This is a genomic window from Yoonia maritima (assembly GCF_043641945.1).
GTDB lineage: Bacteria > Pseudomonadota > Alphaproteobacteria > Rhodobacterales > Rhodobacteraceae > Yoonia > Yoonia maritima_B.
Window position 1 is genome coordinate 333,122 of the sequence record NZ_JBHZRX010000003.1, and the last position, 12,391, is coordinate 345,512.

Consider the following 12,391-nt stretch of genomic DNA (forward strand, 5'->3'; position numbering starts at 1 on the left):
GCTTTAATGCGTGCAATTATTCTATCAGTTCTGACGCTTGTCACACTTGCCGCTTGCGGAAACACAGAACGCCCGTTGCGCGACACGCGTACATCTGACGGCGGCCCTGACGAGTTTTCTGTCATTCCGTCTCGCCCGCTCGAACTCCCCGCGACGACGGCCTTGCCTACACCGACACCTGGCGGCGTCAATCGTGCTGATCCAACACCCAAAGCTGATGCTATCCGCGCACTTGGTGGTAACCCTGCCGCGCAGATCGCTGGTGGGATCCCAACCAACGAAGCCGCGCTTGTCGCGCAAACGGCCCGTTATGGTGTAAACCCAGATATTCGCGCTGAACTGGCCGAACGTGATGAAGCCGCACGAAAGCGCAAAAAGCTGTCGAACGTGTTCAACCCACTGAACCGGGATCGTTACTTTCCACTTTATGCGGGTCAGGCGCTTGATGCCGATGCAGAGCTGGCACGCCTTGCTGCGCTAGGCATCATCGTGCCAACCGCACCTGCGGAACAGTAAAACAATCCTCACATCCCCGTATGTCTGCTTGAACATCGCGGCGCCCGACGTCAATTTGCATCTGACGAAACCGGAAGGGTGCCTATGAAACGTTTGCTTGCCGCTTTGGCGATGATCACCACGACGACAGCCGCACAGGCAGAAGAAGTGACAACCTTCACCCTAGACAACGGGATGGAGGTCGTCGTGATCGAAGATCACCGCGCGCCCGTTGTGGTACACATGGTTTGGTATAAAATCGGTTCAGCAGACGAACCCGTTGGCGCATCGGGCGTCGCGCATTTCTTTGAACACCTGATGTTCAAGCAAACCGACATTCTGGAATCTGGTGAATTTTCAGCGACCGTTGCCGCGAACGGCGGCAGCGACAACGCCTTTACCAGCTACGATTACACTGCATATTTCCAACGCATCGCTGCTGATCGGCTTGATCTGATGATGCAGATGGAAAGCAACCGGATGACCAATCTGGCCATCACTGCAGACAACATCGCGACTGAACGCAATGTCGTGCTGGAAGAACGCAACCAACGGACCGAAAACAATCCCGGCGCATTGGCACGCGAACAGTTCAACGCAGCGCAGTACCAAAACCACCGCTACGGCGTGCCTGTCATCGGCTGGAAGCACGAGATGGAGCAGCTGAATATCGACGACGCGCTGGCCTTTTATGACCTTTACTATTCCCCAAACAACGCCGTGCTGGTCGTTGCTGGTGATGTGCATCCCGATGAGGTTCGCGCATTGGCGGAAACTTACTACGGCGTCATCCCTTCTGAACCCGATCTACCCGAACGCATCCGCCCCCAAGAACCACCACAGCGCGCGGAGCGCCGGATCACATACACCGACCCACGGGTGAGCCAACCCTATCTGATCCGCAGCTATTTGGCCCCCGAACGTGACCCCGGCGCACAAGAAGAAGCTGCAGCGCTCGTGTATTTGGCCGAGCTTTTGGGCGGCTCGCCATTTACGTCCGACCTTGGCATTGCGCTTCAGTTTGACACGCAAACCGCACTTTACACGAACGCCTCATACGACGGCAGCTCGCTGGATACCTCTACCTTTAGCCTCGCCGTGGTTCCGACCAGTGACGTAAGTCTATCCGAGGCAGAAGCCGCGATGGATCAGGTCATTGCTGACTTCTTAGAGAACGATATCGACCCAGCGCGGATGGACAGCATCCGCACGCAGCTACACGCCTCTGAAATCTTTGCGTTGGACGATACACAGGGCCTTGCGCACCGTTATGGCGCGGCACTGACCCAAAGCCTGACTGTCGCAGATGTGCAGGCGTGGCCCGAGATCCTTCAGTCCGTGACAGAAGACGACATCAAAGCCGCCGCAGCCAAAGTATTTAACCGCGATCAGGCCGTCACCGGCTGGGTTGTCGCCACCCAAGAGGACGCCCGCTAATGTTTCGCACGTTTATCGCCCTTACGCTTGCCCTGTTTGCTACGACGGCTAGCGCCGAAATCGACATCATCGAAGTAACATCCACCGGCGGGATCAACGCATGGGTCGTCGAAGAACCAAGCATCCCTTTCATTGCCGTGGAAATCCGTTTTCGTGGCGGCACATCATTGGATTTGCCGGGCAAACGCGGCGCGACCAACCTGATGATGGGGTTGCTAGAGGAAGGATCGGGCGACATGAACGCCCAAGAATTCCAGACAGCGCGCGAAGCCTTAGCGGCAAGTTACGGGTTTTCCGCGTATGACGACTCAATTGGCGTTTCAGCCCAATTCCTCACTGAAAATCAGGACGAGGCAATCGCACTTTTGCGCCAAGCACTGATTGAACCCACATTTGACCGAGACGCCTTAGACCGCGTTCGCGCACAGGTTCTGGCCAACATCGCATCCGAAGAAAAGCGACCTAATAGCATCGCAAGCACAGCATTCTATTCTGCAGCCTTTGGTGACCATCCCTATGGTACCAACAGCGATGGGACAGTCGAAAGCGTGAACCGCCTGACACAATTAGACATGCATGACGCGCATCAACGCGCGCTTACACATGATCGGCTTTACGTGTCCGTTGTCGGCGACATCACCGCAGCCGAGGTTGGGCCAATGCTTGATACGCTATTGGGTGATCTGCCCGCGCAAGGCCCAGAGCTGCCCAATGACATCGCCTTTGGCCTTGAGGGCGGCACGACAGTCATTGACTACGATACCCCGCAAGCCGTCGCATTCTTTGGCCATGCCGGCATGAAACGGGACGACCCTGATTTCTTTGCGGCATATGTGCTGAACAACGTATTGGGATCCGGTGGATTTGAATCGCGTTTGATGAACGAAGTGCGTGAAAAGCGCGGGCTGACCTATGGGATCGGGACTTATCTTGTGCCCAAGTTCCATGCTGAAATGATGCTTGGCTCGGTTGCGTCATCCAACGCAACCATCGCCGAAGCGATCGCAGTGACACGCGACGTTTGGGCCGACACTGCCACAAACGGAATTACGCAGGCAGAGCTTGACCGCGCCAAAACCTATCTGACGGGCGAGTACCCGCTGCGGTTTGATGGCAACAGCGAGATCGCCAATATCATGGTTGGCATGCAAATGATCGACCTATCACCGGAATATGTGACCAACCGAAACGACTATATCGAAGCAGTCACATTGGAAGATGCCAATCGGGTCGCGCGTGAACTGCTGCAGCCAGACAACCTGCATTTCGTCGTCGTTGGAAAACCTGAAGGGCTAAATTAATCCGCCAATGCAAACAGTGGATCAATCCTGACATAGCTGGCTTCCATGCCTTCCTCCATGCCGGTCTCAAGCATGATAGCGCGCGCGTCTGCGTCTGGCATGGTCATCCGCAGGCTTAGCAGCGTCCCATCATCAATGGGTGCAAATGTTGTGACTATGTGATTATCAGGCGTAGGATCGGGTAGATGCATACGCTCTACATGTTCGATCCGTTCATTCGGCGTCAGCGCAATGAACTCTCCGGTCAGATAGAATGCGTTCTCACCATTCGCGTCCTGCCAGTCCAATCGGATTTGGCCGCCGGGACGCGCATCATAGAGGCAGTTCGTCATCACCCATCCATCGGGACCGTACAGCCACTTTTTGATTAATTCTGCGTCGGTGTGGGCGCGATAGACAAACTCTGGCGGTGCCTTGAACCGTCGTGTGACGATGACATGGGTGTCGCCTTCGAGCTTTAGATCAAGCTTGGTCATTCCGTCGTCCGCTCATCCTTGGTTTGCATTTCGGCCAACACATCATCAAGCCGGTCGTAGTTGACGGACATTGTTTGGCGCAACATCGCCAGCCATTCGTCCAAATTGTCCAAGGCCCCTTCGGCCAACCGGCAAGGGCGCCGTTGCTTATCCACACGCCGCGTGATCAACCCGGCACTTTCCAGCACTTTCAGGTGCCGTGACACGGCGGGCTGCGTCATGGCGAACGGTGCGGCCAATTCCGTCACCGTTGCTTCGCCCTCGGCCAGCCGCTGTACGATAGCCAAGCGCGTCGGGTCAGATAATGCAGCAAACTTGGTGGCCAGAGGTCCATTATGTAATTCATTCATTATATAATATATGAGTTATATAATATAAAATGTAAAGCTGTTTCAAAGCTCTCGCAGAATCGCGCATTCATGCTATAGTTTGTGGCATGGCCATAGCAGACCCCCAGATAAAGCCTCGCCCGGTAATTCGGCAGCTTGATGACGCCGCGATCAACAGGATTGCGGCCGGCGAAGTTCTTGAACGTCCGGCTTCGGCCGTGAAAGAACTTGTTGAAAACGCTGTAGATGCTGGCGCAACCCGGGTTGAGGTTGTGATTGCCGATGGTGGCAAGACCCTGATCCGCGTGACAGACGATGGTTGCGGGATAGCGGCAAGTGATTTGCCGCTCGCCTTGTCCCGGCATGCCACGTCGAAAATAGACGGATCTGACCTGCTGAACATCCATTCATTTGGGTTCAGAGGAGAAGCCCTACCGTCGCTAGGTGCCGTTGGCCGCCTGACCATCACATCGCGTGTCCCCGATGCAGATGCCGCAAGCATCGACGTAGCGGGCGGCAAAATGAGCGATGTTCGCCCCGCAGCCCTATCATCCGGTACGGTCGTTGAATTGCGCGACATGTTTTATGCGACCCCTGCCCGGCTGAAATTCCTGCGCACCGACCGCGCGGAAGCACAAGCCGTAGGTGACGTGATCAAACGGCTCGCAATGGCCGAACCTTTTATCACCTTCATCCTGCGTGACGCATCAAATGGCGACAACCGGACGACCTTCCGCGCCGATGCGCAAACCGGCGATTTATTCGACGCGCTGCACGGTCGTTTGCAAACTGTGCTAGGGCGCGAATTTGCAGAAAACGCATTGGCCATCGACGCCGAACGCGAAGGCTTTCACCTGACGGGCTATGCTGCCCTGCCAACATATTCGCGCGGTGCGGCGATTGCGCAGTTCCTATTCGTTAACGGCCGGCCTGTTCGTGATAAAATGCTGCTGGGCGCGTTGCGCGCCGCCTATATGGATGTCCTGTCACGCGACAGGCACCCTGCTGCTGCGCTGTTTATCGACTGCGAGCCAACCTTGGTTGATGTCAACGTCCACCCCGCCAAATCCGAAGTCCGGTTTCGCGATCCCGGCACTGTCCGCGGGTTGATCGTATCCGGGCTACGCCATGCGCTTGCTGGCGCAGGACACCGGGCATCGACGACCGTCGCCACTGCAACGTTGGGCGCGATGCAGCCACAGCAACCGCCAACTGAACCGCGCGTCTATCAAATGGACAAAAAGAGCCTTGGACCAACGCGCCCAAGCTTTAGCGCCCGTTCAATGACATTTCAGGCCCAAGCGCCGGGCTTTCAAGAAGCACCATCAGGGCGCGTCGAACCAGTCGTCGAAGATGAGCCTGCACACCTTCCATTAGGGGCAGCGCGTGCGCAGGTGCACGAAAACTACATCATCGCCCAGACCGAAAATGGGATCGTGATTGTCGATCAACACGCTGCCCACGAACGGCTAGTCTATGAAAAACTAAAGAACCAGATGGCCGAAAACGGGGTCGCAGCACAGGCGCTTTTGATCCCTGAAATCGTCGAGATGGCCGAGGGCAATGCCGCGATGCTACTTGCGATTGCCGATGATCTGTCGCGCCTTGGACTGACCATTGAACCTTTCGGCGGCGGCGCGATCGCTGTCCGCGAAACCCCAGCCATCTTGGGCGAGGTCAACGCAGCCGCCATGATCCGCGACATCATCGACGAACTGGCCGACCAAGGCGACAGCGCCAGCGTCAAAGCCAAGATCGAAGCGATCCTAAGCCGCGTTGCCTGCCATGGATCAATCCGGTCTGGGCGTCGCATGCAAGGCCCCGAGATGAACGCACTTTTACGCGAAATGGAAGCAACACCACTTTCGGGGCAATGCAACCACGGGCGCCCAACCTATGTGGAACTCAAACTCTCTGACATTGAACGGCTGTTCGGACGCACATGATCCAGATCGGCGACCAGACCTATGCATTCAGCGATCCGCTGGTGGTTGGCGTGATTTCGGCAACATGCCTTGTATTGCTGGTGCTTATGCTGCTGATAACAACCGCCCGACGCGCAGGTCGGTCGGCTGATGCCGTTTACAACGTAGCCCAGCAAGTCGGGCAGCTGTCCATGAACGTGAACGCGCTTGGGCAAGGACAACAGCAACTGGCTGGTAACATCCAAACCGTTTCAGACGCACAGGCCCACGCCCAAATCCGGGTCATCCAAACGATGGAAACGCGAATGGCAGAGGTTCAGGCACAGATGTCCGAACGCTTGGCCGATAATGCCATGAAATCGGCATATGCACTCGCAGAGATGCAAGAACGTATGAAGGATACTCTGACTGGTTCGTCTGAAAAAACGACCAAAAGCCTGACAGAGCTGCAGGAACGCCTTGCCACAATCGACAAGGCCCAAACCAACATCGAAAAGCTATCGGGTGATGTGCTGTCATTGCAGGACATTCTTTCCAATAAACAGACACGCGGTGCCTTTGGCGAGATCCAACTGCAAGACATCGTATCCAAGGCCCTGCCCTCTGACAGCTACACTTGGCAGGCCACGCTATCAAACAACCGCCGCGCTGATTGCTTGGTGCATCTTCCCAACCCTCCCGGCCCTATTGTGATCGATGCGAAATTTCCGCTTGAGGCTTATGAGGCCCTTGTCGCCGCAGAAACTAAACACGACCGGGACCGTGCGCTAAATGCGCTAGGTCAGGCGGTGCGCGTGCATATTCGCAAAATATCAGACAGCTATTTGATCGAAGGCGAAACCGCTGACGGCGCGCTGATGTTCCTGCCATCCGAGGCAGTCTATGCCGAAATCCACGGTCGCCTGCCTCATATTGTACGTGAAGGATTTACCGCACGCGTCTGGATCGTTTCACCTACGACCTGCATGGCAACACTGAACACGATGCGCGCGATCCTGAAAGATGCCCGCATGCGCGAACAAACCGGTGCGATCCGCAAAGAACTGGCGCTGCTAGGCGGTGACGTTGATCGGCTGGTTGGGCGTGTCGGGAACCTTGACCGTCACTTTGCGCAGGCTGCCAAAGATATCGAAGAAATCAAGATATCGGCGGATAAGGCTGGCAAACGCGCCAATCGGCTCGACCATTTTGACTTCGAAGAACTCGAAACGCCACCAGATGCAAAGGTCGTTCCGCTTCGGGAATAGTTGCGCCAGATCAAAGCAGTTTGCAACGCATCCTCCATATTACCAATAAGGAGGACGCGGACATGCTACCTATCACGACAGACAAAATCGCAGAGGTGATCATCCTCGCGCGCGAACTGAACCGGGCTGAGGCCGAATTCGACGGTTTTGTTAATCAACTGACCCCAGAAGAACAGACCGCTTTGGTCGCTGTATTTTGGATTGGGCGCGGCAGCTTTGAAGCCGACGACCTAGAAGAGGCCCTGCGCACAGCAGCCGAGGAAGCAACAACGCCAACGGTAGAGTATCTCAAGGGGTCGCCGCATCTGGCCAACCACCTTGAGAGCGGTTTGGAAGCATTAGGTATCGATCCCACCGATGCGCAAGATGACCTGTTAAGGTAGGCTGGGTTTTAACCCACCGCCTCTTTGAAACATGCACCGGCACGCCCCCAGACATCTTGGTCCAAAGCATCCAATGTCATGAGATGCGGCAGCAATTGCCCTGCAAAATCCGCACTGCTTTCTGCAGGTAGCATCGAAGGTAAGTTATCAATCGCAGTTACATCCAAAACCGGATCATCGTGTACGCGAAGCGCGGGCTCAGCCCATGTCGTCGTCCGGTCATAAACCTTGATCGGTGAAAAATCACTATCTGGATCACACGCAATATCCCCGATGACTGACAGTTTGCGTTCTTCAGTCTTGGCATCCGCGGGTACGAACACAGGTGTCCCGGGGCGTGCAAGAATACAATTCAAAAAGATGTCATGCTCTAGCACTTCAGGAAATGGGCCGCCCGAAGCGGTTTCCGCCATGTCCCATTTGGTAACCTGCATCCCCATCGCCTCGCATAGATCGGCACCGCCAGTACCCACACGGCCCAGCGCCCCGATGATCAATGCGTTCGGCCGGGTATCACCCAAACACGACAGTAGATCGGCACGCATATCGGCAGCATTTGGATAAGCATGTACCGGGCCAGCCTGCCCGCCGTCTTGTTGTGCAATCCAGCACATCAGCGACACAGCCGCGCCTGCATAGCCAGCCCAATAACCAAACGCCGCGACACGGCGACCATCAGCATGCGTCAGGTATTCAAGGTCATACAGCGCGCCGCCACCAGCTTTGAACCTGTCCAACAGAATGCGCCCGGATGGCTGTCCCTTATAGGCATGGCCGAACATGATGTGACGATGGCGCAGCGGTGTACCATCTTCGGGCAATTCCTTTAGTCCAAAGATCAGCGCATTATCTGGTGCATTCACCCATGAAAATTCGGGCGCGATGTCGCAACCGACCGCTACGTATTCCGCAATTGGGATAATACGCTGACGGCTTTCTTCGACCGTGACTTTGAACCCTTTTTTCAGCAGCTGCACTGCGCCATCAGGCGTAAGACCAACACGTTCTTCGTTGGCGCGGCTTTCCGCGCGGACCCAAAGATGCACCATTTTTCTATCCTTAATAGTGAGTGATCGCATGCGCACGGTCTGGATGATCCAGATGCGGCGCTGCGTTAAAACTTGCCAATATCGGTCCCTGGGGGATCACGTGAACCCGATGAACTGACGTATTCATAATTGGCAACAAGACATGTGCCAAACGGGTCGGGTCAAGCCGCAACAAGTGGCGCAAAATCATCCCGATCACACCACCCGACGTCACGCATAGAATACGCACGCCCGGTTGGGCTGCCTCTTGGAGCACACCAGTGACGCGTTCTTCGAACGATGCGAATGTCTCGACGCCTTTGATTTCAGCGCGATGCCAAGCCTCCATGACTTGTGGAATATGCGCCGCGAATTCATCCGGGCCGGGCATAGGCACACCGTGCACATCATCAAGCGCCTTACCGAGACTAAAATAGTCCATCTCATTAAGACGAGGATCAATAACAGGTGCAGCAAAACCCATCCCGGCTGCCGTTTCGCGGTGACGGCGTAGACTGCCGGCGATCACTTTGTCGAATGGGGCTTCGCGGTCGCGCAAGTAATCGCCCAACCAACGGGCCTGCTGATGCCCAAGATCAGATAGCTTGTCATAGCTTTCTTCGTCGGTCGCCCCAGAATTAGCCTGTCCATGGCGCACAAATATGATCTCACCCATCGTGGCTCTCCTTTTTGGCGGGACGCTACGGTGCTAATCTACGCTTAGCAACGGCCATCGCGCACCAAATTGGGTCACGCGCGCGCGATTTTGCAGAAATATTTTTACTCACGATTTTGCGTTCGCCCGATTTTCGTGATCGCGCAGCAACCGCGACCATGACTCCTGCGCACAGACTTTGAATTACTTCGGTTCACCTCTGCACAGAACCCGCAAAGTGGGGCGGATCGCGACAATTTCAAGGACTATTTCCGATCACTTCGATCACCATTTTCGTGATCGACGCAGACCTTTTCTGGCGACGGAAAGCACCCGATATCCCGTTTATCAACACGGCAAACACAGCCGCAGAGACACAACAATCAGCGACATTATTGTCGTAAAACAAAAGAGAAAAAGGAACATATTATGTCTATCAAATCAATCGCACTTGCCGCCGCAGCTGTTGCAGCACTGGGTTCTACTGCATCTGCTGACAGCTACTTTCAGCTGGGTGAAAACCTAGAAGCAGGCACTATTCTAGAACTTGGTATTGTTCGTTCTGATGCCGACGGCATCGTAGAAATTTACACAAGCGACGCTGGCGATCTGGGCACTTTGATCGGTACCGAAGCGGTACACGCTGGTGCAAACAGCGACGTGCGCGTTAATGTTGGCTCTGCCCCACAAAAAGACGTGATCGCTCTGCTTAAGGTGAACGGTCAAGTTGTTGCGCAGCATGACTACGACATCGTTCGCTAAACTATCCGCGCACGCGGTACTCCAGAAAGGTCGTCTTCCGTAAGGAAGGCGGCCTTTTTTCGTTCCAGTGGTTGCTGCCAGAATCTGAACGTGGGATTGTGCGCGGAACTTAATATCCGCTCACACAGGTTTTCCTATATGCCCGCTGCCACGCTGCTTCGTGATGTCTTTGGCTTTGACGCGTTCCGCCCGGGCCAGCAAGATATCGTCGAGGCAGTAATCGCGGGACAAAACACGCTGGCGATTATGCCGACCGGTGGCGGGAAATCCCTGTGCTTCCAATTGCCGGCATTGGTCCGAGATGGGGTCACAGTTGTTATCTCACCGTTGATCGCATTGATGCGCGATCAGGTGCGTGGTTTGCGCGAAGCTGGGGTTTCGGCAGGTGCGCTTACGTCAGGCAACACCCAAGAAGAAACCGACGACGTTTTTGCAGCACTCGAGGCAGGCACGCTGAAACTGCTCTACATGGCGCCAGAGCGGCTCGCCTCTGGCGGCACGGTCAACATGCTAAAACGCGTTGGCGTGAACCTGATCGCAGTCGATGAGGCCCACTGTGTCAGCCAATGGGGCCATGATTTTCGTCCCGACTACCTGCGTATCGGCGAATTGCGCCGGACATTGGATGTACCGCTTGCCGCGTTCACCGCGACGGCCGACGCGGAAACCCAAGTCGAAATCGTGCAAAAACTGTTTGATGGTGCAGAGCCTTCTACATTCTTGCGTGGCTTTGACAGGCCAAACATCCACCTTGCTTTCGCCGTCAAAGACGGACCGCGCACGCAAATCTTGAATTTCGCGGCGGCTCGCAAAGGCCAGTCGGGCATTGTCTATTGTGGGACCCGTGCAAAAACCGAAACCCTTGCCAAAGCCTTGAACGAAGCTGGTCACGCGACATGCCATTATCATGGCGGCATGGAAGCTGATGACCGCCGCATCGTTGAACGCCGCTTTCAGCAAGAAGACGGGCTAATCGTCTGCGCGACCGTCGCCTTTGGCATGGGTATTGATAAGCCCGATATTCGCTGGGTCGCGCATGCCGACCTACCGAAATCTATCGAGGGCTATTACCAAGAGATCGGTCGCGCCGGTCGGGATGGTGCGCCAGCCGAAACGCTAACGTTATTTGGCCCCGATGATATCCGGTTCCGCCGCCAACAAGTCGATGAGGGGCTAGCGCCCCCAGAACGTCGCGCTGCTGACCATGGGCGCCTAAACGCGCTGTTAGGGTTGGCCGAGGCGCTGCGATGTCGCCGCGAGAACCTGCTTGAGTACTTTGGTGAAACCCCTGGCCCCTGCGGCAACTGTGACCTTTGCGATAAACCGGCCGAGGTATTCGACGGCACCACCGCCGTACGCATGGCGCTGTCTGCTGCGTTGCGGACCGAAGAATGGTTCGGCGCGGGGCATCTGATCGATATTTTGCGTGGCGATCTAACCGATAAGATCCAGCAACGCGGGCACGATAGCTTGCCCACATTCGGCGTTGGCAAAGAATACGACAAACGCCAATGGCAGGCGATATTTCGGCAAATGATGGGTCACGACCTGCTGCGGCCCGACCGTGAACGCCATGGCGCACTACGCATGACCGAGGCCGCCCGGCCAATCTTGCGTGGCGAAGCAACCATAGAGCTGCGCCGTGATACCATTCGCGCCGCGCGTGGTAGCGGGCCCAAAGTCCGGATGCTCGTCAGCGAAGAAGACGCACCATTACTGTCAGCGCTTAAGGCAAAGCGACGCTATTTGGCAGAGCAAGGCGGGGTTCCGGCCTACATCATTTTCAACGACCGCACCCTAATCGAAATGGCCGAAAAACGCCCGGTTACCTTAGACCAGATGGCGCAAATCGGCGGAGTTGGCGCGAAAAAGCTGGAAAGCTACGGTCGTGATTTTCTTGAAGTGATTGCAGGCGCAGTCGAAGAAACCCACCCTGCCCGGCGCAAACTAGCTGGCCGCAGCGAAGGCGAAATCTACGACCGACTGCTTGAAGTGCAAGCAACGCTGTCACGCGGACCGCACGGCGTAGACAAACCAATGAGCTGCACAGCCTCAGCGCTGGCCAAGGTCGCCCAAATGCGCGCTGCGGACGCGAGCCAGCTAGAAAGACTTCTTGGCGAACGCCACGCCGAAAGATTCGGAGAAGCGTTCCTAGAAGTTATCGCCAACAGTTAATTTCGACTCCTCTGCAGCAATTAGAAAATTAATAACCCGTGTGAATAATGACTTCCCAAGACATTTTTTGCGCAGCCACAAGGTAGTAACGCCAACCTTCGGCCCGACCCACACCGCTTCATCGATCCCTGATGCGGTGCTCTGCTTGACCACTGCGCTTGGGAAGACTAGCAAGCGC

At 55.8% G+C, this 12,391-nt stretch carries 12 protein-coding genes; 8 read left to right on the plus strand and 4 right to left on the minus strand.

The annotated features are described in order from the left end of the window. Nucleotides 1-6: 6 nt before the first annotated feature. The 3 genes from ACHUEV_RS08235 (at nucleotide 7) to ACHUEV_RS08245 (ending at nucleotide 3,233) form a co-directional block, all read left to right on the plus strand. On the plus strand, nucleotides 7-516 hold the full coding sequence (locus ACHUEV_RS08235; protein ID WP_394178788.1) for a DUF3035 domain-containing protein: 510 nt from the start codon (nucleotides 7-9) through the stop codon (nucleotides 514-516). 84 nt (nucleotides 517-600) lie between these two features. Continuing rightward, on the plus strand, nucleotides 601-1,932 hold the full coding sequence (locus ACHUEV_RS08240) for a M16 family metallopeptidase (protein WP_394178790.1): 1,332 nt from the start codon (nucleotides 601-603) through the stop codon (nucleotides 1,930-1,932). Then, complete coding sequence (locus tag ACHUEV_RS08245; protein ID WP_394178792.1) at nucleotides 1,932-3,233, plus strand: M16 family metallopeptidase; 1,302 nt, start codon at nucleotides 1,932-1,934, stop codon at nucleotides 3,231-3,233. The genes ACHUEV_RS08240 and ACHUEV_RS08245 overlap by 1 nt, the downstream gene beginning before the upstream one ends. Here the strand turns inward: ACHUEV_RS08245 and ACHUEV_RS08250 are convergent. Further along, complete coding sequence (locus tag ACHUEV_RS08250) at nucleotides 3,230-3,709, minus strand: SRPBCC domain-containing protein (protein WP_394178793.1); 480 nt, start codon at nucleotides 3,707-3,709, stop codon at nucleotides 3,230-3,232. The genes ACHUEV_RS08245 and ACHUEV_RS08250 overlap by 4 nt on opposite strands. Beyond that, a complete protein-coding gene (locus tag ACHUEV_RS08255) occupies nucleotides 3,706-4,059 on the minus strand; it encodes an ArsR/SmtB family transcription factor (protein ID WP_394178795.1) in 354 nt (117 codons plus the stop codon). Before ACHUEV_RS08255 ends, ACHUEV_RS08250 begins: the two co-directional genes overlap by 4 nt. An 86-nt stretch (nucleotides 4,060-4,145) precedes the next feature. On the opposite strand from ACHUEV_RS08255, the gene mutL reads away from it, so the two are divergent. The 3 genes from mutL (at nucleotide 4,146) to ACHUEV_RS08270 (ending at nucleotide 7,593) form a co-directional block, all read left to right on the plus strand. After that, a complete protein-coding gene (gene mutL / locus ACHUEV_RS08260) occupies nucleotides 4,146-5,984 on the plus strand; it encodes a DNA mismatch repair endonuclease MutL (protein ID WP_394178797.1) in 1,839 nt (612 codons plus the stop codon). Continuing rightward, a complete protein-coding gene (locus ACHUEV_RS08265; protein WP_394178799.1) occupies nucleotides 5,981-7,210 on the plus strand; it encodes a DNA recombination protein RmuC in 1,230 nt (409 codons plus the stop codon). Before mutL ends, ACHUEV_RS08265 begins: the two co-directional genes overlap by 4 nt. 62 nt (nucleotides 7,211-7,272) lie before the next feature. Further along, complete coding sequence (locus tag ACHUEV_RS08270; RefSeq protein WP_394178801.1) at nucleotides 7,273-7,593, plus strand: DUF3775 domain-containing protein; 321 nt, start codon at nucleotides 7,273-7,275, stop codon at nucleotides 7,591-7,593. Between the two features lie 8 nt (nucleotides 7,594-7,601). On the opposite strand, the gene ACHUEV_RS08275 is transcribed toward ACHUEV_RS08270, so the two are convergent. Both ACHUEV_RS08275 and ACHUEV_RS08280 read right to left on the minus strand, forming a co-directional pair. Beyond that, complete coding sequence (locus tag ACHUEV_RS08275; protein WP_394178803.1) at nucleotides 7,602-8,642, minus strand: saccharopine dehydrogenase; 1,041 nt, start codon at nucleotides 8,640-8,642, stop codon at nucleotides 7,602-7,604. Nucleotides 8,643-8,652: 10 nt separating this feature from the next. Next, nucleotides 8,653-9,297, minus strand: a complete 645-nt coding sequence (locus tag ACHUEV_RS08280) for a histidine phosphatase family protein (RefSeq protein WP_394178805.1) — start codon at nucleotides 9,295-9,297, stop codon at nucleotides 8,653-8,655. 408 nt (nucleotides 9,298-9,705) lie between these two features. Here ACHUEV_RS08280 and ACHUEV_RS08285 point away from each other — a divergent pair, with 408 nt between their 5' ends. Both ACHUEV_RS08285 and recQ read left to right on the plus strand, forming a co-directional pair. After that, nucleotides 9,706-10,038, plus strand: a complete 333-nt coding sequence (locus tag ACHUEV_RS08285) for a hypothetical protein (protein WP_394178807.1) — start codon at nucleotides 9,706-9,708, stop codon at nucleotides 10,036-10,038. A gap of 138 nt (nucleotides 10,039-10,176) precedes the next feature. After that, entirely contained in the window at nucleotides 10,177-12,213 is a 2,037-nt protein-coding gene (recQ, locus tag ACHUEV_RS08290) for a DNA helicase RecQ (RefSeq protein WP_394178809.1), read from the plus strand. Nucleotides 12,214-12,391 lie beyond the last annotated feature (178 nt).

What these genes read in the sequence shown, in the direction of transcription:
- ACHUEV_RS08235 (WP_394178788.1), top strand. Translation starts at nt 7, where the DNA reads ATGCGTGCAATTATTCTATCAGTTCTGACGCTTGTCACACTTGCCGCT.
- ACHUEV_RS08240 (WP_394178790.1), top strand. Translation starts at nt 601, where the DNA reads ATGAAACGTTTGCTTGCCGCTTTGGCGATGATCACCACGACGACAGCC.
- ACHUEV_RS08245 (WP_394178792.1), top strand. Translation starts at nt 1,932, where the DNA reads ATGTTTCGCACGTTTATCGCCCTTACGCTTGCCCTGTTTGCTACGACG.
- ACHUEV_RS08250 (WP_394178793.1), bottom strand. Translation starts at nt 3,709, where the DNA reads ATGACCAAGCTTGATCTAAAGCTCGAAGGCGACACCCATGTCATCGTC.
- ACHUEV_RS08255 (WP_394178795.1), bottom strand. Translation starts at nt 4,059, where the DNA reads ATGAATGAATTACATAATGGACCTCTGGCCACCAAGTTTGCTGCATTA.
- mutL (WP_394178797.1), top strand. Translation starts at nt 4,146, where the DNA reads ATGGCCATAGCAGACCCCCAGATAAAGCCTCGCCCGGTAATTCGGCAG.
- ACHUEV_RS08265 (WP_394178799.1), top strand. Translation starts at nt 5,981, where the DNA reads ATGATCCAGATCGGCGACCAGACCTATGCATTCAGCGATCCGCTGGTG.
- ACHUEV_RS08270 (WP_394178801.1), top strand. Translation starts at nt 7,273, where the DNA reads ATGCTACCTATCACGACAGACAAAATCGCAGAGGTGATCATCCTCGCG.
- ACHUEV_RS08275 (WP_394178803.1), bottom strand. Translation starts at nt 8,642, where the DNA reads ATGGTGCATCTTTGGGTCCGCGCGGAAAGCCGCGCCAACGAAGAACGT.
- ACHUEV_RS08280 (WP_394178805.1), bottom strand. Translation starts at nt 9,297, where the DNA reads ATGGGTGAGATCATATTTGTGCGCCATGGACAGGCTAATTCTGGGGCG.
- ACHUEV_RS08285 (WP_394178807.1), top strand. Translation starts at nt 9,706, where the DNA reads ATGTCTATCAAATCAATCGCACTTGCCGCCGCAGCTGTTGCAGCACTG.
- recQ (WP_394178809.1), top strand. Translation starts at nt 10,177, where the DNA reads ATGCCCGCTGCCACGCTGCTTCGTGATGTCTTTGGCTTTGACGCGTTC.